The 22,432-nt window shown below is 46.2% G+C and carries 15 protein-coding genes; 6 read left to right on the forward strand and 9 right to left on the reverse strand.

What is annotated here, in order from left to right; genetic code table 11:
* On the reverse strand, positions 1-5,916 hold a 5,916-nt coding region (locus tag ABEW73_RS32685; protein WP_430206425.1), incomplete at its 3' end, for a DUF7601 domain-containing protein.
* A 932-nt stretch (positions 5,917-6,848) separates the two neighbouring features.
* Complete coding sequence (locus ABEW73_RS32690) at positions 6,849-6,983, reverse strand: hypothetical protein (RefSeq protein ID WP_430166320.1); 135 nt, start codon at positions 6,981-6,983, stop codon at positions 6,849-6,851.
* A gap of 195 nt (positions 6,984-7,178) precedes the next feature.
* Between ABEW73_RS32690 and ABEW73_RS32695 the strand changes: the two genes are divergently transcribed.
* From ABEW73_RS32695 to ABEW73_RS32705, 3 genes are all read left to right on the forward strand, one after another.
* Positions 7,179-8,288: a PRK06851 family protein gene (locus ABEW73_RS32695; protein WP_430166318.1), complete on the forward strand. Its 1,110-nt coding sequence runs from the start codon at positions 7,179-7,181 to the stop codon at positions 8,286-8,288.
* Positions 8,289-8,891: 603 nt separating this feature from the next.
* Complete coding sequence (locus ABEW73_RS32700) at positions 8,892-9,626, forward strand: hypothetical protein (protein ID WP_430166316.1); 735 nt, start codon at positions 8,892-8,894, stop codon at positions 9,624-9,626.
* A 227-nt stretch (positions 9,627-9,853) separates the two neighbouring features.
* Positions 9,854-10,621 (forward strand): hypothetical protein, encoded by a 768-nt coding sequence (locus ABEW73_RS32705; RefSeq protein WP_430166315.1) that lies wholly within the window; start codon positions 9,854-9,856, stop codon positions 10,619-10,621.
* Between the two features lie 324 nt (positions 10,622-10,945).
* Here ABEW73_RS32705 and ABEW73_RS32710 read toward each other — a convergent pair whose 3' ends face one another.
* From ABEW73_RS32710 to ABEW73_RS32725, 4 genes are all read right to left on the reverse strand, one after another.
* Positions 10,946-14,419 carry an HD domain-containing protein gene (locus tag ABEW73_RS32710; RefSeq protein WP_430166314.1) on the reverse strand — a complete coding sequence of 1,158 codons (3,474 nt, stop codon included), beginning with the start codon at positions 14,417-14,419 and terminating at the stop codon, positions 10,946-10,948.
* A 301-nt stretch (positions 14,420-14,720) separates the two neighbouring features.
* On the reverse strand, positions 14,721-15,200 hold the full coding sequence (rlmH, locus tag ABEW73_RS32715; RefSeq protein WP_430166312.1) for a 23S rRNA (pseudouridine(1915)-N(3))-methyltransferase RlmH: 480 nt from the start codon (positions 15,198-15,200) through the stop codon (positions 14,721-14,723).
* A 269-nt stretch (positions 15,201-15,469) separates the two neighbouring features.
* Positions 15,470-16,594 (reverse strand): cytochrome P450, encoded by a 1,125-nt coding sequence (locus ABEW73_RS32720; protein ID WP_430166310.1) that lies wholly within the window; start codon positions 16,592-16,594, stop codon positions 15,470-15,472.
* 78 nt (positions 16,595-16,672) lie between these two features.
* Positions 16,673-17,251: a TetR/AcrR family transcriptional regulator gene (locus ABEW73_RS32725; RefSeq protein ID WP_430166309.1), complete on the reverse strand. Its 579-nt coding sequence runs from the start codon at positions 17,249-17,251 to the stop codon at positions 16,673-16,675.
* 266 nt (positions 17,252-17,517) lie between these two features.
* Between ABEW73_RS32725 and ABEW73_RS32730 the strand changes: the two genes are divergently transcribed.
* From ABEW73_RS32730 to ABEW73_RS32740, 3 genes are all read left to right on the forward strand, one after another.
* On the forward strand, positions 17,518-17,691 hold the full coding sequence (locus ABEW73_RS32730; protein WP_430166307.1) for a DUF3934 family protein: 174 nt from the start codon (positions 17,518-17,520) through the stop codon (positions 17,689-17,691).
* 44 nt (positions 17,692-17,735) lie between these two features.
* Positions 17,736-18,188: a HEAT repeat domain-containing protein gene (locus ABEW73_RS32735; RefSeq protein WP_202619027.1), complete on the forward strand. Its 453-nt coding sequence runs from the start codon at positions 17,736-17,738 to the stop codon at positions 18,186-18,188.
* Positions 18,189-18,296: 108 nt separating this feature from the next.
* Positions 18,297-18,590 (forward strand): hypothetical protein, encoded by a 294-nt coding sequence (locus ABEW73_RS32740; RefSeq protein WP_430166305.1) that lies wholly within the window; start codon positions 18,297-18,299, stop codon positions 18,588-18,590.
* A gap of 103 nt (positions 18,591-18,693) precedes the next feature.
* Here ABEW73_RS32740 and ABEW73_RS32745 read toward each other — a convergent pair whose 3' ends face one another.
* The 3 genes from ABEW73_RS32745 to ABEW73_RS32755 form a co-directional block, all read right to left on the reverse strand.
* The gene (locus tag ABEW73_RS32745; RefSeq protein ID WP_430166304.1) at positions 18,694-19,734 is read right to left on the reverse strand and encodes a GTPase; all 1,041 of its coding nucleotides are present in this window, start codon (positions 19,732-19,734) and stop codon (positions 18,694-18,696) included.
* 188 nt (positions 19,735-19,922) lie between these two features.
* Complete coding sequence (locus tag ABEW73_RS32750) at positions 19,923-20,090, reverse strand: CxxH/CxxC protein (RefSeq protein WP_006207301.1); 168 nt, start codon at positions 20,088-20,090, stop codon at positions 19,923-19,925.
* 418 nt (positions 20,091-20,508) lie between these two features.
* Positions 20,509-21,873, reverse strand: a complete 1,365-nt coding sequence (locus ABEW73_RS32755) for a S1C family serine protease (protein WP_430166303.1) — start codon at positions 21,871-21,873, stop codon at positions 20,509-20,511.
* Between the last annotated feature and the right edge of the window lie 559 nt (positions 21,874-22,432).

Here is a 22,432-nt window from a genome sequence, read left to right on the forward strand (position 1 = left end):
TGGGTTCTCCGGCTCTGGTGCTGGGTTAACAGGACCTGGTCCGCCGCCGGTGTTGATCGGCTTCATTGGAACGTCGTATTTTACAATATCAAAATCGACAGAAATCGTATCGCTCCTGTGCGTCTCGTATCCGTCCTTCGTTACGATCAGATAGTAATCCGCTTCAGGAAACACCATGTACGCATAGAAGCCATTGGCGTCGCTATCCTGCTCCGGGCTCTCGTTGTCGTGCGGCGGGAAATTCGGAACCCTAGGAAGCGTTACTTTCGTATCCGGAATGCGGCCATTATCTCTATTCCGCTTCGTATCCGCATAGTACAGTGTAACTTTGGCTCCGTCAATTTTCTTGCCAGTGATGGCATCTCCTGTCGTTTCATCATAAACCGTACCGTAAGGGTCAACTAGTTCCTCCGAAATATTGAGCTCTCCGTTAGCTTTCACATCCAGCTGCGCCACCTTGAAGAGCAGTTCCTCGCCGGTCTCAGCTTTATAGCGAACTTCCATTGTGTACTTCTGCTCGCTTAGCCCTTCCACGGAGAACGTTCCATTCGAAGCCATCGGAAACGCTTTGGGACGACCGTTCTCCTTAATATAATTGCCATCCTTGTCCTTCAAATAGATATGCATCTGGCTGGTAAACGAATCGTTGAATAGTGCTTTTGTTCCATTCAATTGCTTGAACAGAACGATCCCTACCGCCGTAATGTCGGCCGGAACGGTCTCGTCCGTCACGTTGCCGTCCACATTGGCCTTCTGCGTGAATTTGACAGGGAAATCCCTCCCGCCTACCTGATACACCTTCGTATACGTGATTGTATAGTCGGTATCCGCTACAGCAGGGACTGAATATTCACCCTTCTCATTCGTCTTAATCGTCTGCCGTTCGTTATTCTTCTTGTTCGTCACGATGATTTCCGCGTTCGGAATGACTTCGCCTGTGTTGTTGTCACGCAGCACGCCTTCCAGATACGGGCGGGTATTGACAAAGTGCGCTTCGGCCACTTTTTTCTCCGGAATGGTGCCTGTGCGAACGAGACTTTCAGGATCCGTCACATAGCCGCCTTTCGTATAATCATCCTGGGTCACCTCATACTGGAGATACGTCGGAAGTCCTTGCACAACGAACGTCTGACCATCTGTAAGCTCGAAGGTCTCTCCGCTCTTAATCATGCCCTTGCTGCCGTCCGACTTCTCATAGGAGTAGGATTTGTTATCTCCCTTGCCTGTGAAGGTGATTGTGTACTTGAACAGCTTTTTCTTGTCATCGTCTTTACCTTTAACCGTGTTACTGATGAGCAGGCCACCCTCTATGACTCGCACGTTCGTGAACGGGGCATTTTCATCTCGGCCCGCCATGACTCCGGTATAATACCGTTCCTCAGGGGTAGTCACGTATTCGTCGGCTATGTAGTCCTTCTGAGTAACTTTGTATTTCAGATCCTTAGGCAGACCCACAATTTCCAGTGTCTCACCATGCTTGAGCGTGAAGGATTCACCAGACTTGATCGTACCCGGTGTACTCGTCGCGCCATCCGACTTCGTATACGTGTAGCTTCCATCCTTGCCTGCTTCTTCAAAGATGATAGTGTACTCAAACGGCTTCGTCTTGTCACTGCCGTTGCCCATGACCGTATTGCTGATTGTCAGCTTGTTAACGGTCCGTTCATTGGTGAAGTCCGCTTCGCGATCGACGCCCGCCATGACTCCCTCAATAGACAATGCAGGGGTGGTCACGTAGCCGTCGTTCTTGTAACCGTCCTGAGTGATCGTATACTTCAAACTGTCGGGAAGATCCTTAATTTTAAAGGTCTCACCATGCTTGAGCTCGAAGGTATCGCCGGATTTGACCTTGCCCGTCGTGCCGTCCGAATGCTCGTAATTGTATTCTTGACCCTTTCCTGTACCGTCAAAGGCCACCGTGTACTTAAACGGCTTGTCTGGTTCTGCGCCGTCCCCCGTGACGGTGTTGCTGACGGTCAGATTGTTAACGTCTCGCTTGTTGACAAAATCCGCCTTGTGGTCGCCTTTATTCACGATTGTACCGAGCAGCTCTCTCGTCTCCGGCATGGTCGTGTAACCGTCTGGAGTATAATCCTTCTGGGTTACCGTATAGCCCAGATCTGCAGGCAGAGCCGGAAATACAACAGATTCTCCGTCCTTGAGGAGGATCTTGTCTCCGCTCTTGATCTTGACGGCGCTAAATGTACCATCTGGCTTCTTATAGGTGTACTCTCCGTCCTGGCCTTCACCAGTGAAAATTACGGTGTATTCAAAATCCTTGGTAGGATCGCTTCCGTTTCCTTCCACCTCATTGCTGATGGTCAACTTTCCTTGCGCCGGCGTAGGTACAACCAGCGGATTTTCAGAGGTTACTTTCACGCCGTCTACCCAGATGGGCTTCCCGGGCGTATTCCCTACATATACTTGATAAATTCTTGTAGTTGGCAGCCAAGTATTTGTGTCGATATAGGTTTCCTTCAGCTCATAATACCCTGGATCTGGGAATAGCAGATTAAGCTTTCCTCCGCTATCGGTTGTTCCTTTTGCGGCTTCCGTTCCATCGCTCTTCTTATACAGTGTAAACTGTACACCCTGTAGCGTCTTGCCATCAGGATCAACCTTTTTCAGTGGTAATAGAGCATTGGAACTTGAACTGCCGGCTACATCTGAACTATCTAAAGTGCTTTCGCTTGTTGCACTGATAGATTTCAGCTTATTATCGCCCTCGAGCTTTACCTCGTTGCCCATTTTGTCTCCGGCTTTCGCTTTAGATGGGTCAACCTCTGTTTGGTATACAAACTGGTAAAACTTATTAGGGTCGTTCATTTTGAATTTTAGAACTGTGGTACCTCCCGCGCCCGGTGCAGCTTCTACCTGAACTTCAGCATTCGGGTCGCTCAGGTCCAGCGCTGAGCCTTCTCGTTCCAGAGCACCACTGACAGTCAGTTTAGCAAGGTAAACTGCCATACTAGGCGATGTCAGCACAAGCTTTCCGTTTTCTTCATAGCGCAGGTTCATGTTAGCACCTATCGTATCCTGCAAAAACACGCCCTGCTCCATGTTGAATGGCGGGGTATAGTTCACCGTCCATTCCAGCACCCCTGGAACTGGCTTAGTTACCGACTTGCCCAGAGTCTGGATAGGCACGATAATCTTACGTTGTTCTGTGACGACCTTTTCCTCGCCACCCCATGTCATGTGAAGATCGGCCTTGTTATACAGCACCTGCTTGGATGTTCCTTTGACCGTGTACTCCTCCAAATATTTCTCCAGCGCCTCATTGGAAGGTCTTGCCTTTACCAATATAACATAAGGACTTTCCAATTTAGAGAAGGTAAACGTTCCTACGTTCCCACTATGGGAGAAGTTTACCACATGAGCATTAGTGCCTGGTTCAATAATTGTTCTGGCATCATTTCTAATACCATATTCGGTACCACTACCATTGTCCGAATAACCTTTCCAAAGCTCAAAATCTTTGCCCTCAGAAAACGGCACGAATTCCCAGCCTTCTGGCAGTGTATCCACTAGCTTGATGTTGCTGATTATCCGGCTACCGCCGTCCTTAGCCATTTCTTCTGTGTTGTATCCTGGCATATTGACACCTAGACGGAAAGTGACCGTCTTGGTTGTCCTGTCATAGGCCGAAATCGTCCACGCTTCATTGCTGTCGTTTCTAATGTAGCTACCAACATTATTTGGGGTTACATTTTCAGGCGTACCATCTGCCTTCAAGGGCTTCGACGCAAAGAGCATATCCTTGTTCAGCATATGCACATGGAGATTATTTCCACCATCCGCTGTCTTCACTGTTCCGCCGTCGAACAGCAAGGCCCGGTTAGATTGCCCCTTGGATACGTTAATATCCTGTCTGAACAGAATATCCGGATTTGTTACGACAGAGCGGAAGCTGAAAGAAGCTGGCTGATCCGTATATCCTGTTACCTTGATCAAGTCGGCTACGGTCTTGCCGTCAACGGTTAAAGGAATCGCCTTCAAAGTCAGATCTTTATTTGCGCTAGTAAGCGTATCCTTTCGATATTGCTTCCATAGCTGGTTGGCCGTCACATTCGCTTTAATCTTGGCAATCGTTGCTGCGTCAACCTCGCCGGTTGCATCCTCTGCACGGTCCAGGACGTTCAGATCTCCGCCATGAACGAGCACATCGTAAACTACCGCGTCCGGCAGCGCATACTGTGGATTTAAATTAACGGTCCATGTGACGCCGCCTAGGTTATAATCCTCCATCGAAATTGAGATTGATTTAGTAAAATTATGGGCCCCGACGGTGACAGTTGCCTCGTCAGTCACCGCGCTAGGTCTTAAACCGGTCACTACATCATTATTCTGAATACCGGCTGGTGTGTCCAAATTCCAGTTGGCACGTGGGTCGATTCTAAAGTTGGAACCGCTTTGGACTTTGGACTTAATGATTAGTTCTACTTTACCGTCAATATCGCCGCCAAAAGTATAAATGCCGTTCGTATCTGGTGTAATTGGTTTCTCTCCAGATGCAGCGCCATCCACCCATGTCTGCCATGTAGCTGATTCAAATTTCAGCCCAGCAGGTAAGACATTTGTGATAGTAAAGTCCTTTAACCCTTTTTTGTTATATTGGTTAACTGTGACTTTCCATGTGATTGTTTCATTAGGATGATCATACGAGGCGCTGGCTTGAATCCAGTCTGGAGCAAAGGAAATCTCTTGAGCTGCACTCACTAAAATAGTGTCATCGATCTCTTTTAATCTCACTAAGCCGTTCATGTCCCGATAGCTGCGGCCAAGATTCCCCGGTGGATTCTTGTGCTCGTAATAGTAAGCTTCCTTTGGAATCCAAGTCTTAAACTCAACCTTCGGATCTAGACCGGTATTCGGTGGAAAAATGTAGCTCAACTTGCCGTCGGCATCGATATCCGGCTCTACCGCTATGTCGTTGACTTTGAAGGAACCATGCACATAGATACCGCGGGTATTACCATAGCCAGTATTATAAGATGCAGGGTCCGTAAAAAACTTCTTCCCGTCGAGCGGCAATTTGATTGTTTTATCAAACTGATCGAATGCAGATACGGTTGACTGCCAAGTAACTGCACCCTCAACGAATTGGGCGGGTTGAAGTCCGCGATAACTATACTGATCCCACCTGATCATTCCCGGCGAAAGCAATGTCATACTATATGCTGGCGTGACATCCGGGTTTTTCAGCTCATAAGCTGCCCCAAAGATATTGATAGGCTTTGTTTTGCCATAGTCTATTCCCGTTACATCGGCATCGGCAGTAGTCTCAAAACTGAAGTTAATGCCACGTCCGACTCCATTGAAAAAGTTATCATCACCAGTAAATACAATCCTGATGCTGTTCGGCGTGAAATAGGCGGTACCCAGCTGTTTCATACCTGAATCAGTCTGTGCATTCAGGGGTTTAGTAGTTGTCGGCAGCACCACTTCCTTGAAGTAGTCTTCTCTTTTCAGCTCAATCCAGTCACCCTTCTGAATGTATAAGTCGGGGGTCGCATTTGTCGGATTAGCGTCATCACCATTCACTGGCACCTTGAGACCTTCCGACTTGAGCGTGAATTGCTGTCTACCCTGAATAATTCCGTTTGGATCAATAGCAGCATTTCCCTGGGTCACCTTCAGCGGAAAGGTTGAATTAGCATTCATAAACACCGCTGTTTTGTCCGTCGGGGCTGCCGCCATCACTATGTAATTGTTCGGCACATCGTACACCGCCTCAGTTACTGACGGTGGTTCGTCCACGCTCGGCGAATCGGCTTCGATAACAGACTCCGCCCCGGAATCGCTTAGAGCGCCATCCGCATATCCAGTGACAGAGAACGCCACCGTCTGCAAGACAAGCATAATTGCCAGGCACAAAGAGAGTATTGCTTTACCTATGCTGCGTTTTCGTTTCAAGACTCATTTCTCCTCCATTCCCGAAACTACTGAAATTTTTAGCGACAGTAAGATCATCGACCCGATAACGCTCCACCGAATAGACATCTTCTATTTGCTTGATCCCAGCAGCCCTTTGCATCATCGAAATCTTGCGGAGTTCCCTCCATTTCACCTCCTCCATAGATACTGATTGGCTGGTTGGTACATGTAGGAGTGCTTCTTCCTTAGTTTTGCTGTGATTTATCGTCACAAAATCTTCTCAGGTGTAGGACACCGCTAATAGGATATCTACATATAACCAGCCTGTTTTAGTTCTATTTATAATATTTATAATTGAGAAGATTTACCTGATCAGTGTACGTTATATGTCTCTACAAAATCTCTACAAAATCTCTACAACGTGAAGAATTGCCTTCTCCTTGCAAATCTCAAAAAAAACAACCACTGACAGACTTCAAAACAAAGCGTCAAACATAGATAAGCACTTTCCTTTGTTGCATAGATTTGGAGGTGAAATCATTATTTGAGGGGGGGTGCTGAGGCGATCTTAATTTTTCGTAAAAGAGGGCTTGTTCAAAAAGTAATACGTTTGTTTCATGCGGCAGTGATAGCGGTCGGCGTCAGCCTGTTCCCGGCCTCGAAGGTTCAGGCGGCATATGCGTTGGCTTTCCTCACGATGTAATACGGATAGCGTCCGAACGGTTCCCTTCGGTTAGCCGCTGCAGGGATACAACCTTTTCGTCCGGGAACGGGGACGTTTAAGCCGGGGCGACGGCCATGTCCGGTGAGATAAAGGCATTAAAAATGAGCTGGCGGGGATTTACCGCCAGCTCATTTTCGTGTCGTATCATATTGTAGGTATATTTGTATAAAGATGACGATGTAGTCAGCCGGATCCGGACACCTCACGCGACTCCCGGCGCGAGGTGCTCGGTCATACTTGGACGGATTTATTCTCGTTCTCCTGCCGCATATTCGCCTGGACTGACGTCCATCACTTCTCTGGAAGGCTGGATCAGCGACATTTCGAACCTGCAAGGCCAATACACGCCCGGCGCCATCTCCCCGTTAATCCGAAATCCCATCTTCACCTTACGCCTATCAAAGCAGTCGGGTGAAACTGGATGTTCTGTAGCCCCATCAACAAATAGCGAAAAACATGGGAGAGGACGAACACCATTTTTTACAATGCGGAATATACAAATGAATAGGCACTTATCCCAACCATGCTTATTCTGTAAACTTTGCGAATCGGAATAGGCACAAAGGAGTGTTTCAAGTTGGTAGTAAAATCATCTCACTATTTTGCCCACGGCAACACTGCGCACGGAGCTCATTTCTTGTATACATCCGCATTTGATGGGCTGAACAAGATATTTGTCCTTACGGGGCCCCAAGGTACGGGGAAGTCGACGGTCATTCAGAGCTTGGCGGATAGCCTGCTGGATAAAGGCTTGCATGTGCAATGCTTCCACTCCCCTCTCCGTCCCGACGAACTGGATGGCATCATTTTAACGGAATTAAAGGTTGGTATTGTCGACGGGCGAGTCTGTAAGGGGATTTCGAATAGCGGGGCCGGTGAAATCGTCTTTATTCATTTCGAGGAAGCGTTTGATAACAGCCTTATTTTATCGGAACACTTCATAACGATAGAAGATCTTAGAGGCAAGCTTGAGAGCGCCTATTCAAAAGCGTATGAAACGTTCGCAATGGCATTGCAGATTCATGACGAGTGGGAAAAATATTATATCGAAAATATGGACTTCTCGAAGGCTGACCAGATTGCACAGGATTTGATTCAAGAATTATACGCCGGGCATGAAAGCGATACGCCAATCGCTCCGCGTCACTTATTTTTCGGAGCTGCGACTCCAAGGGGGGCATTCGATTTTATTCAAAGCTTGACCGCTCAGCTGGAAAGACGGATTTTCATCAAAGGAAGGGCGGGATCAGGCAAATCGACTCTGCTGAAAAAGCTTGCCTCCGCTGCCGAACGGAAAGGAATCGAAGTTCAAGTGTTTCATTGCGGCTTTGATCCGAACAGTTTGGATATGTTGATATTCCCGAAGCTTCGAACAGCTATCTTTGACAGTACGTCTCCGCATGAATACTTTCCGGATCGGGACGGGGATGAGATCCTAGATATGTATACACGGACTATAGCTCCTGGAACCGATGAAGCCCATGCTGCCGAAATAGCTGGGATTAAAGCGCGCTATTCGGCAAAAATGAAAGAGGCCACCTCCCATCTGGCGGAAGCCGAAGCCATCGATTCTCAAATTAAGGCCTACTATGTTGCAGCCACCAATTTTTCGATCGTAGAGAAACTCCATCTGCAACTACAGTCCGAATTGAATGAACTGATCAGCTCAATTCAGCTTTCCAAATAAAGATGCAACTCAAAAGCGTTCTATTTCTGATGGGGCTCAGCAGCCTAATGCAAGCTAAGCCCCGTTTGAAATTGAATCTCTTCCTCTTCTCCTATAGCCTTCTCCAAAACGACTGAGCGTATGGGACTGCAACGGAGTGCTCTCTCCCTTTATTCATGAATACATCTCTATTATATGCGTGTACATTCGCCGTTTTCTCGTAGATGCGAGACACACTTTAACGTGTGTCGTATATAGAGATATTTATTACGGTTACCGATTTGCATCCAAATTTCGTCCTACTTGTGGTAGGGTTCACCGCAATATTTCGCCGTTACTTATGATACGGCTCTCCCCGATTAATCTTCACCGCCCGTACACCTGCTCAACCAACACCAGTCGCCGTTTCAGGGAAATTTCGGTACATATATTGGATGGACTGCAAGCATCTCGGCAACGGCGTCGTTCAACTGTGTTGTGCGATCGATAGAATATTTATGGGAAAATATCCCTATTTACTAAGCGGTAGAATAGAAGTACTATAAATCTAGATGTTTCCATAATTAAACAAATTAAAGTTTTTTTGGATGAACATCAAAATAAATAGAAAAGAGGAACGAACAAATGAATCTATTCAGAGTCATATCAGGAATGGCTTTATCCTCCGTAATGTTACTAGCTCTTTCTTCCAGTGCATTTGCTCAACCAGTGAGTCAGGGAACGGAGGAAACGTCCGATGTCTCTGTAACATTGGACGGAAAGACAACTCAATTTACCAGTTCAGAAATTACAAAACTGGCGGAATTAAACAATGTCGATCCTAATGAACTGAGGAAGGCGATTGAAAGTGGACCGGATGAAGAAGGGAGATTTTCTCCATTTTCACAGCTTGCTATCAAAAACGTAATTACGACAGAACAGGCAAATAAATCTGATGCGAGTAAGCTATCCTCAACGGGGGTACCTCTCGTTGAGCCTATAACTGCAAGTGAAACGTCTATGGTGAGTCCTCTAGCCACCTCATATTCCAAGACAAACCAAGACTCCACGGCATACAATTGGACAGGTAACAATACAGCGAATGGTAACGTGCCGGTGCTAGGGATTTGTGCCGTCCATAGGAATAAAGATCTCGGTGGCAGCGACTACAAACCCGTTATTCCTTTTGGTACACAGTTAACTACAAACAAGAGCATTTGGTTGCCTGACGGTGTCAGCTACACAAGCACTTTTAAAGTAGATGATACAGGCTCTGGTCCGAAAAGGACAGATTATTGGATCGATATCTACTATCATAAGGATACCGCCTCCGCAATTAAATATGGCATCATCAAACTTGATTATACTTATTCGTTGTAAAACTAAACTTACTTGAGTCTTGCAGAAATATCGCCGTCCACTAATGGACGGTTAACGCGGAAATTTAGAACTTTCATCGAGAAATTAAAAGGGAGAAGGACATCGCCTTTGGATTGAGAACTTGTCGGTTACCACGCCCACGGTTCCCTACAAAAGGAGATGACCCGCTCCCTTTTCCGAGTTTCTTAAACCGCGCTCCATAAAATTCAACCTAGGAGAAGAAAACCTTGTTAAAGAATAAGTACATCGGCATAGGCCTTACTATATTGATCGCAAGTATGGCCTTCCTATTATACGCTCTCAAGATCGGTCCGTTTAACGGTCCTGCCGAAAAACCAGTGGAACGGGCACTGTCAACAACCAGTGAGAAGACCGATGAAAAGAAATACTTAACCGCCATGGAAGCGTGGCGCCTTGGATACGAGGAGGCAAAGAAGCATACGGAAGAAGAACCATTGCTTATTGACTTGACAAGCACGGATAGTGTTGTTGTACCCCAAGAGAGAAACGATGGTATGGACGGAAAAAGGAATGCGTGGAATGTTCTTTTTGGCAGCAGAAATGGAAGTATTAGTATTCTGATATCGATCCGAAATGGAAAAGCCACTGCTGATAATGTAAAAAAGAACAAGACCAATTTACTTATGAAAGGGCAGTATGCTATTTCTGATGTCAAAATTGATTCTCCCGAGGTAGTCAAAAAAGCTATTGAAGTACTGGGTATGCAGCCAGGGAATCCTCAAATAGAGGATGACTGGATCAAGGGTTATCATTTTAATATCGCTGGATTTATTACTGATCCCAAATCCTCCAAATCGCGTTTACTTCTAAGAGTTACGGGCATCTCACCGAATTCTCCCAACGATGAGAATGACAGCTTAAGGATGAACGTATTCTTTGATGTCACCACAGGCAAGATATTGAGCGCCAGCGAAATGACTGGCTACGACAAGGATGGCCGTACTAACTGGAGGGATATTAAGCTAAAACATTGAGGACTTCCGGCGATAGACAAGGACAACTATCATAATTGATCCGGCATCAAGACCCCTTGAAAGGGGTCTTTTTTTGATTCAACAAAGGGGTAAGTGATCCACTCCCCCAATCCAGCTAAAAAAGCGTCAAGGTCATTGAAATGTTCTTTGACGCTTCCCTTAGTGAAGATTTGGCCCTACTTATGATAAGGTTCACCGTATCATCTTTGAGGAGAAATTTCAGGAGGGTGCTCCAAAGTTTACTTTTGGAACACCCTCTTGGATTATTTAATGATTACAATGTAATCATATCCTAAATGACAATCGCGGAGGGAGATTACACAGTTATTGAGCCTGTTCTAATACAGTTCCATCTGTGAAAAGGTACTGAATGCCTTCTGACTTTTTCCAGAATGAAGGTTTAATCGCTGCTACAATTGATGCACGATCGACTACTCCGGGCAAAATAACGAAATCGGCTGTTTTCCCCAAAATTAAGAAACTCCACCCATTTTGAACCCCATTATAGTAAACAGGATCTTCATCCTTAAAGTCTTCAAGTGATACTAACTCTTCCTCACTCAACTGTCTCGGAGAAATAAATCCAAACAGTACAAAGTCCTGCTTATGTTTGCGTACCAATTCCCCGTGTTGATTTAGCTCTTGAAGCCAAAAATTATTTGCTGATCGATCAAATTTGTTCACATGGTTTTGTTTACGACCAAAAACGTCTCGTTCCGGCAAAAACATGCCCAATCTTGGATGGATTTGTGCTGGATCAAGTCCCGCAAGTCCCGAAATTGAATTCGAGTATTCAGCTAGTGCCTTCATCCTTGAAGAGATTTCGGTAGTTTCATAGTTATGCAACAATCTATTGTATAATGAAGAGGGAATTATCGGCCACAATCCAGACACTAAGTCATACTGGGAGTATTTACCGCACCATTTATCAGCTCTAATCACTAATGGGAGAGTTTGATCCGGTCCAAAATGGCGCTGTGGAACGATAACGCTCTGAAACGTTGATGACGTGATGTGTACATCTGTATCCTCAACATCTATAATGTCAGCCTCCATAACCTTACCTAGAAAGACGAGTTCACCAGTGGGTTCTAGTAGTCTACTGTCGAACCTCTTTAACACTAGATTTTGAGAACGTACAACATCGGCAACAGAGACCCGCTTCTCCCCGAACAATGACATGTCAACGAGTATCATATCTGCTTCTGGAATAACTGCGAGATGGCCGACCATCCAATTGGAAAATTTATGGAATCTGTGGAATATATAACTCCACAATACTCTCACTTCAGCGGAGTCTGACTTTAAATTGTAATTTGCAATGTGTCTACTAATTTCAAAGATGACTTTACCAGCAAACTTTTCCGGGAGCTTACTGATAGAATTCTCAAGTTCTTTGGGGATATTTGTAATAGAGTTTCTGTCAACGGATAATTGCGGTCGTTCCATACCTACAAAGTTTATTGTTCCTATGTCTGTTAAATCGTGAAATCGAAGTCCTGGTGTTTCGACCACAACTCCATCAACAAGAACCTCAGGAATCTTGTATAACACAGGTTGAAAAGAAAGCACTCGATAGTCTACTTCAGGCATGCCCGGTAAAGGCAAGTTCAGTAAAAATCGATACTCAACATCTTCGACACGTATACTGTGCTCCTGTAAGTTAATAAAGTCCCTAACTTTTAAATAATCATCTAATACCTTATATCCATCCGAGAGATATCTACGATTTGTATAAATAAGTTCCACATCCTCAGAAGGATAATTACTCAGATTGATTGGAGTCCCCCAAGGAATGACTTTTTCAGTCGTCCCATCATTGATCGCCACCAATACATCAACGTCTTCCTTCGGGATCGCTAAAGAGCTACTTATCAGCTTGTAAATATGAGAATCCCACTTTTCATAAACGGTTGGTCTATTTTGCTTAAATTCTTGCGACTCACTTCCGTGAATCACTAGTTGAAGTTTATCGATTTTGTGATCGTAAATAACCACGTCATCAGACAGATATACCTTAATTAAGGTTCCGTTCCTTCCTAATTTCTCCAAGTCAAGCGCATCTGGTGTCATGTAATAGAACTTCTCGTGAGGCCCATCAATTGAAAAGCGAATTGGCTGATCGGAAGTTGTTCCGTCGACAGCGAGAGATCTAGTCGTGACTTCTAATTTGTCTCCGATCATGAAACATGACAATATCCCAATTCCGAATTGAGAAGTTGGTTTAAAGCTGCTATTTAACAAGGCATTTTGTTTTTGAAACTCCTTGGATTTATAAAATGAGTTCCCGATCTTTAAGAAGAAATTTGTTATTTGGTGCTTGTCCATACCAACACCATTATCTAGACAGTATATGTAAGTTCGCTGTCGCCCACCTTCTTTAGATATACCAAGCCCAAATTCAATTTTTCCACGTATACTTACTGATTGATTATTAAATATCGCCATCATACAGCGACAAGCATCGAGTGCATTTTGATAGAGTTCACGTAAACATAGGAATTTATTTTTATAAAGCCCAACACCCATTAGTAATTCAAGAATCTTGTTTTGTTCAAGAGTAAATTTCATATTTGGTACAGGGGTAAATTTGCTGTTATCGTATTGAACCTGTGACCTGTCTACTACATTCGCGATGTTTAATCTGTATCTATTGGCGAGGTGTCTTGTTTGCACGGAATACTCCATGCCGTGAATGAAACGAAAGTAATTTTCTATTTCTCCGTCAACCCAGTCTAGATATTCCTGTATGAAGTAATAGAGGCTCGGTTCATCGCAATAAGCCATATATTTTATTTTTATCCGTCCATTTGCATCTAACTCATCCAAACTGTAATTAATCCCTTGAAACTTCACCTTCCAATGCAGGAGGCTTTCCTTCGAGCGAATCATTTTTTCAATAAATAATGATTGTGGTGCTCTATCATGACTGAAATGCAATATGTCCGCAAGACGAAGTAATACGGCAACGAACTGTAAATTCGCAGACTCTGCTCCATGGTATGCTGTGTGCTCCTCGAGGGCTTTAACATAATCCATCGATTCTCCATGCGACCGACATATTCGTGCTAAATCGTTTGCCAGTTTATCTCCCCAAACTCCACCGAGGCGAGCTTCAAATAAAGAAGCAAGGTTGCGGATATACTTTTCAACTCTCTGAGGGTGTGTTTGCCGAATAAATTCGTATCGAATTAAGTCACTCAACTCAAGAAATTCAGTGTGACTAGCATTTAAAGCTTTTTTCTTTAGTTCATCGGTGTAGCCATTTCGAAACTCTTGATAGTCGATGAGTCTTTCAGCTAAATCACGTTGCATTTCAGACTCGGATGGGAAGGAAAAAATAAAAGCTTTTACTTTTTCGAAATCCTCATATAATTGGGGCTTATGGGTCTCTATGAGCTGAATAGCGGATGACAATTTGTATGGAGGGTTTCCATCATTAGCATACGACTTTCCCAAATCATTATGGACGAACTCACCAATTCCCTCAGTCATTTTTAGGAGATTGAGCTCCCAAGTGGGTAAAGCCATAGCGCAATCATGCAAAAATCCGGACATTTGAAGCAGGAATAATTCGTAACTAGATAACTCATCTACCTTGTCTCTCAAGAGAGATTCCATGTTACGCACAACCATATTACTGTGAGAAGCATCGTGAATGTCAAATTCAGGCAATTGCTGTATAACTAGTTTCAAGTGCTGTGTTGCGTGATCACAAACATCCTTTAACAGAAGCAATAGTCTAGAAGCCATATTTCCATTATCTGATCTGCTATTTAAGGCCTCTACAATCGTCATTTACTCATCTCCAATTCAGTAGTAGGTTTTTTCTGAATTCTTTGTTTTTTCAGTTCTAAGTATAATTTTCAGATGTACAACAGTGCAAATCTACATTTGTATGTCACGCATACACTCATATAAGATAAAGAGCAACGCTCATTAAACGCTTATCAAAGCCAACCGCTTCAGTCAGTCCCCTTTCACTAAAGTGACGCCCGCCGGGGGATGAACGGCCTTGAGGAATGATTGCTCGGCAACACCCTTCTGCTCCATGGAACTTTCCGCGCCCTATGCGCTGAGAAGGCCAAAAATTTCGCCGTCACTTATGATAAGGTTCCCCCCGATTAATCTTCACCGCCCGGTAAATCTGCTCTACCAGGACCAGGCGCATCAGCTGGTGCGGCAGGGTCATCCGCCCGAAGCTGAGCTTTGTCTGGGCGCGCTTCAGTACGTCCTCGGAGAGGCCGTTAGAGCCGCCAATGACAAAGGCGACGTTGCTGGTGCCGTACGTCCCCAGCTTGTCGATGTGGGCCGCCAGGTCCTCGCTGGACCACAGCTGGCCGCCAATCGCGAGGGCAATGACATGGGTGTCCGGCTTGATGTGGCTGAGAATGCCGGCGCCCTCCTTCTCCTGCACTTGGCGCATCTCCGCTTCGCTCATATTCTCCGGCGCTTTCTCATCCGACACCTCGTGTACGGACAAGCGCACGTAAGGGGCAAGACGCTTACTGTACTCCGCAATGCCCTGCACCAGGTACTTCTCCTTCAACTTGCCTACGCATACCATCTGTATATTCATGGCGTTTTTCGCTCCTTAAACTCTGCTGTTATGTCGTTCATTCTAACATTGTACCGCCACCAATTAAAGGACATACCCAGACCAGACCAGACCCGCCTTCCTACAGCAAGCTCCTCATTTCCTTGTCAACGCAAAAGCCAGTAGAGCATTGGAATCTTGAGAATTGCCAACTCATTTACTTCTAAGCTTGTTCGACCGTGTTTGACCAACTTACATCGATTAATCAAAAAAAGAGCCGCTCTCCCTGAGAGTGACTCTTCTCTTCGTATCTACTTTAAAAGGATCGGCAGCTCTCTCAGCGCGAACATCATCGTGCTATCCATCCGTGCCAGCTCTACGGAGCGGTCACGACGATATTCGGGGTAACGATCCAGCAGGGTTTGAAGGGCGATCCGGGACTCCATGCGGGCCAATTGCGAGCCCATACAGTAGTGGATGCCGCTCCCCAGTCCCAGATGCGGGTTCGGATTCCGGTGGATGTTGAATACGTCCGGCTGCTCGAACACATCCTCGTCATGATTGGCCGAAGCCATCCAGATATAAACGAACTGTCCCTGCTTCAGCTCCTGCCCGCGCAGCACCGTGTCCTGCTTCACGCTGCGGAACATCAACTGAACAGGTGAGAAGTAACGGAAGACTTCTTCGATTGCCCCTGGAAGCAGCGTTGAATCTCCAAGTACCTCTGCACGAACCTCAGGCAGGCTATCAAAAGCAAGCACCGCCGATGAGATCAGATTGGTTGTCGTTTCATTACCCGCTACGAGAAGGAGAATACAGAATCCGATAATCTCCAGGTCGGTCAGGTGTTCATTGTCGATACGCGCCTCCACCAGTTTCGTGATCAGATCCTCCTGCGGATGGCGACGGCGGTCCTCGGCGATCTCCGAGAAGTATTCGCTCATCTCCCGCTGGCACTGATAATAAGCATCCTCATTGTTACCTACCAGGGCGTCCGACCACGCCTTAAATCGCTCCCGGTCCTCCATTGATACGCCGAGCATCTCCGCAATCACCGTGATCGGCAGCGGACTTGCGAGATCGGCAACGATATCCATCTTCCCCTTCTTCTCCGCTTCGTCCAGCAGGGATGTCGTGATCTCCTGGATCTTGGGGGCAAGCGATTCTATGATACGAGGCGTAAAAGCATGGGATACCAGCTTACGCAGCTGACGGTGCTTCGGCGGATCCTGCCGCAGAATGCTGGATTCAATCGGGTCATCAGAAGAAGAGGTCCCTTGAGAAGAGAACACATCGTAATTCGTGAAGACGGCTTTGACGTCCACGTATTTATAAACGTTCCAGCCTCCATTACCCTCAATTGCCTCCACCGGAGACTCTGTCCGCATCTGGCGGAACCATTCCAGCGGGAGTAAACCGTTCTTATTCCATTCCATGCTTAACACCTTCGCTTTCCATCGCTAGTTTTTGAACTGACTGGTCAGTTGTACGCGCTTAAAAAAAGAAGGCCTTGCTTATTCAAGCGATATAAACAGGCCTTGGGTAATCATCGTGAAGGCAAACCGCTCCAGATCCTCGCGCGAATACGTATCCTGATGATTCAGGTAATAATTACATGTGCTCTCCAGCGTTCCGACAATACTGGCAGCAGCCAGATTAGGATCAACGGCACGGCACAAGTTCTCTTCGCACTGTCCTTCCTCAATCATCCTTGCCAGAAAACTTAAATAATTTCGTTTCAGCTCCTTCAATTCGTCCAGAACATCCTGCTCGATGCCGTTCGAAATCTCATTAAATACGATGTGCGAGAAATGGCGGGATTCGAGAAACAGATCCAGATGATGGCGAATCGTGCGCTCAATCTTCTCCTTCATGGGCAGGGAGGAATTCAGGTCTGCCTCCGTCCGCTGCATGATATCTTCGAAGCCCTGCTTCACCACCGTCTTGAAAAGCTGGGATTTGCCCGGGAAGTTATAGTACAGAGTCCCCTTGGCAACCTGTGCGCGGGCGGCAATCTCGTCCATGCTTGCGCGGTGATATCCGTTCTCGGAGAATACTTCAATGGCTGCTTGGATAATTTTATCTTTGCTCACAATCGAATCGGCCCTTTCACAACCAAATTTCAGATCATCGTCCTTATTCTGACTGGTCAGTTCAAAAATAAGATACCATGCTGGCAAAAATTAGTCAACCGAAGACATGCCCCTACTTATACCGAAATCTCAATCTCCATATAATTCGATTCTTATGCTGATTTCCGTGGTATCCTATACATATGGCCCAATACAGTGTATATTTCAACAGTGCTGGTAAACAATCAGCATATAGGGATAAGAATATACCGTAACGGAGTGATGGGTTGAGTAAATCCAAGGGCAAGGGCGGAACAGGCAGAGGCACGGGCAAGAAGGGCTGGAGCCGCTGGGATGCAAGTGCGAGAAGAGCGAAGAGTAAACCCAAACCTTATACCAGTAAAGGGGCCAAGCAGGCAGACGGTACATCAGAAGCCGAGAATCATAAAGGTACCCGGTAATGAACATATGGTACAGATCGACCTGATACATCATATTGAAGGAGATGAACGGATTGGACAATCAAGAATTAATAACGGATATGCCTGAGAATTACGAGGAGCTCAAAAGCTCTGCCAACCGGAATGCCAATTGGAGAGAACGGTTAGACGCGGTGGAAGCGTTGGGAAATTGGAAAAACCAGAAATCCATTGATATTTTGCTGCATAGACTGAATACGGATGCGGTTTATCAAGTACGAGAGGCAGCCTATCGTAAACTCCTGGCCTTTGGTGAGGACGTGCAGATGCCGGAAAGACCCAAAGGCGAGCTGATGAAGGACGTTTCGAAAGTGCTGCTCCGCATTAAAAAAAGCCTTCCCCGTGACCACACGTATGAAGACTTCAAAGAGAAATTAAAAAAGATGAGAATCGACATCTACGATACGTACGAAGGTGACAAGGGCGATGACTTTGATCACTGGCTGGAACAGACTTGGTCTTCATTATTAAGAAGATAACAATACGTCAAGCCTTCCGGAGCTGACTCTGTATATGAGAAATCCGGTTATGTTATACTGAACACAAATATTAGTTATAGGAGTGGTACTCTGAGAAAGCAAAAGCCCATGTCGTTTGATGATCTGTTGAAGGAATTACAAGGCCAAAAATCGGTACAGGAGGATCCGGATAACATCTCTCTGGAAAAGCTGTTCAATGAATCGTTTATGCGTAAACATTCATCGCACAGCAGTTTTGGGGATTTTGTGATAAAAGGTAACTTCCAAGTGGAAACGCACGAAGATATCGATAACATTCCGGATGAACTGTTTGACCGTCATGTTTCAAGAGAAACCGATTTCCCCGATTGGAAATCGATGCTGGAGCAGGCAAAAGCCGATTACGCTGCGGCCATTAAGTAAGTCATGATAATGTCGCTGCAATGACGCAGCTATGATCAGGGGCCGATGGCCCCTTTTTCTATTTCCATCCGTTAGATGTGGTATGCATTCGACATCGTCTTTCTTACTTCGACTCGGACTTGGATTCCGATTCCGTCTCCGCCTTCTCCCTGAACTTCTTGTAGAGCTTCGTAATATTCGCCGTATTGATCTCGATGTTGTGCTCGTAAGCGTATTTCACCGCATATCCCAACGCCAGGGTGGTGGCACCCGCTACCGTCGCTCCGGCAACCGATCCCGCTCCAGGGAAGACCTTCACGATCTGCCGAAAAATGCTCTTGCCGATATTCCCGAATATCGTCGCAATGACCAGTTCCTTCGCCGTCTCCTTGCTGATCGGCCTATTGTACAGCACCGCAAGCCTGGTGAGCAGACTCACCTGAATGCCGGTAATCGGAATGATATCCGACCCCGGAATGGGTGATGCGCCTACCGCTCCTGCCGAGATCGAGGCTCCGATGATCCATCCGTTAGCGGTCGCTGACTTCTCCTTGATACTTTTGGCAAAGAGAATGTCTTTAGACTTTTTTTTAAGCATCTCCAGAATGCTGCTTCGCAGCCGGTCAATGTTCTCTCCCGTCCGTGAAGATACAGGCGCAACCTCATAACGCCCACCGGTCTCCTTCTTAATCCGCGCTACCAGGCGGTCGATTTCATCTGCAGCGTCTATTTTGTTCAGCACGATCAAGATGTTCGAGTTCACGTCCCGAATCTTCTCGAAGGACTTCTTCTCCGCCTCGGAGAAGACGGTGCCCGCAGCGTTCAGGAAGAATAGAACGATATCCGCTTGTTTATAGTATTTCAAGGTGATCTCCGAGTTCGCGGTGTTCACATCATTCAACCCGGGTGTATCCATGAAGTAAATATGTTCCTTGTACTTATGCGGTTTAATTTCCGTCGTTTCCCCAGGCTCTGCCCCGACACCAGCAACCTCTTCACCCACGATCCGGTTCATGGTGGAGGACTTGCCTGTATTCACATCACCAATCAGAGCGATGAGAATTTCCTGCTTCAGCTGACGGTTAATTTCATCCATTTCCTTCTCATAGGCCTCATCGGCTGCCCGACTGATCTCGTCTTCCCATGATCTTCTGTAGTCACCCATTTCTGATCGTCTCCATTCACGCTAGGTTACCCGCGCCTCCGTGTAATCTATACATCCATCATACACTACGGAGGACTGTCCATCGAAGCTTTGTTTCTTCTATTCACTTCAACATCTCTTTAAACAAAAAAAGCGTGAATTCATCACGCTTTCTCATTTGGATTATTTATTTAATTGAAATATTCACGTTACACAACTAAAAACTCAGCATGCTTCTCGCACTCCGCGCACTTCACCGGTGGGTCCCAGTCCGAAAACTCGGTCTCCTTCAGATCAACAATATCCGGGGCATCCTCATATTCATCCACGAAATTTTCGATCGCTAGTTCCACATGTTCCTTGCATACGACGTACATTCTATGCATCCTTTCTATCTTTCGCCTCATGTTGTGTTTTTCTTCAAACCAGTATAGCCACTCTTCTGTTCTACCACACTCTACGAGAAAAAGAAATGTTTTTAACCCATTTGCTCATCCCGGCCGTTTTTCAATCCACAAAAGCTTCCTATCTATCCATGGATTTCACATCCAAAGTCCTTCTACCCACCATCATGTCGATGCAGACAGCAAAAAAAGAGCGTAATCCACGCTCTTCTTCGCGGCCGTTTCACGGCTCGTATCTAACCTTTTTCAATCTCTCTATATTGGATAATATTCAACGCTAACCGTAATATATACCCATGAACCTGCTGCATTAAACAATGGACAAGCACATTTACTCCAAAAAAAATCCGCAGTGACTTGGGCCCAAGCAAGTCAGCCAATCCAGCCTGCATTATTCTCCAGGCTTCTCTTCCAGCATCACCTTCAGCGACTGCAGCTTGCCGTCACGATAGAAGGTCACGTCCAGGTCTTTGCCCACCTTCGTGTTAAGGTAGAGATGCTTACGCAGCTCCAGTGTTGTCGTGATCGGTTTGCCGTCCAGTTTGATGATCACGTCGTTCAGCTGCAGGCCGGCATCCAGTGCAGGTCCAAGTGCATCCAGCACGACCACGCCTTCGGTTACCGTCTTCGGCAGCTTAAGGTTCTCCTTCTCCTTCTTGCTCAGTGGAGCATACGGGTTACCCAAGTCTACAGTGTATACGCCAAGATAAGGGCGTGCAATATGCCCCTTCAGCATCAGCTCGGTTACAACCTCCGTAATTTCATTGACCGGAATTGCAAACCCAAGCCCTTCTACGCCGGTGTCCGCAATTTTCATCGTGTTGATGCCGATCACTTTACCGTTCAAATCCACCAAAGCGCCCCCGCTATTCCCCTCATTAATGGCAGCGTCGGTCTGAATGACCGCCTGCTCCCAATCGTAGATGCCGTCCTGGTTCAGGGATACCGGTATTACGCGATTCGTGTAACTGACAATCCCGGATGTGAGCGTGTCGCCAAGTCCCAGCGGGTTGCCGATAGCGATCACCGTTTCGCCGAGTCGAAGCTTGGAGGAATCCCCAAATTCTGCGACCTCTCCGATGCCTTTACTGTCAATCGACAGAACAGCAATATCGCTAACTTTGTCTGTTCCGACCAACGTCGCCTTCTTCTTCTCGCCGCCCACCAGCACAACCTCAAGGGAAGCGGCGCCTTGCACCACATGGTTATTCGTAATCACGAAGGCTTTGCCTTCAAGTTTCTTGAAGATAACGCCAGAGCCCAGGGTGTCTTCCTGTGAACTGCCGAAATCATTTCCGAAATCAAAATCCTCACCGAAGTCGAATCCCTCCGGAAGCTCAAAGTCTCCCTCTTCCTCAGGCAGGGTACCGAAATCCTCTTTCAATCCTTCTCCCTCAAGGCCTTCCTCTTCAGGCACCGCGGTCTCTTTATGTGTCAGCACACTGACAACAACCGGTCGCACCTTCTGAGCAACGCTAATAATCCGTTCATAGGGATCCCCATCGGACGACAGCTGATGGCTGCCATTAATCAGGGTAATCGGTGAAGAGGTCGCAGGATGGCCCGTTATGAAACTGAACAGCATCACCGCAATCAGAGCACTGCACACCGAACTGATCGCGGAAATCTGGAATGTGGATAAACCCTTTTTACGGCGGGTCGTCCGCCACTTCGTTCGCTCAGGTCGGTCCTCGCTGGTATTTTTGCTCCGTCTGGAAATTTTAGTTGAATAGAAATCATCGTCAAATAATCCCATTGCGATCCCTCTCTCCCCTTGGTTGCTACGCGTCAAGATACTTTACCAGCTTCAGACCCTCCGCCATTACCGACTGACCTATGAAATCATCTTGTCGTCATAACAACCTGCCCTGTACCGAATGTATCTAGATTCCTATGAAATCGGCAGCGTACCACCTGTTAAATATCTCTCTATTGTAAAGACTCTTCAGCGGCTAAAAAAGTTGCATTTTTGAGCATTCTGTTTGAACTTTTATCGAAATATGGCTTTACATTGAATATTTCAATCCATAGCCTGAAATGTAGTTCCAAAAAAGGTATGTATTGGCACCCAACAGTTCAAAAAAAACCCTGTATTCTTCTATTACCACAAACAGGGCGACTTAAGCGCGAAACATCTGTTTTTTCTAAAAAAAGATGGGAAAACCTGGGCCGGTCGCATTTTAGAAATGCAAATGCCCTGGTGCTTATTCGATGCAAGTGCTTAACAGAAGCATTCAGACCTTCTAGTGTTCCTATTGTACCACACGAACAGAGGTTCACGTCAGCTTTCTTTAATAAAAACAAATGCCAAATTG

Source organism: Paenibacillus lautus (genome assembly GCF_050482385.1).
In the GTDB taxonomy this organism is placed as follows: domain Bacteria; phylum Bacillota; class Bacilli; order Paenibacillales; family Paenibacillaceae; genus Paenibacillus_AQ; species Paenibacillus_AQ lautus_B.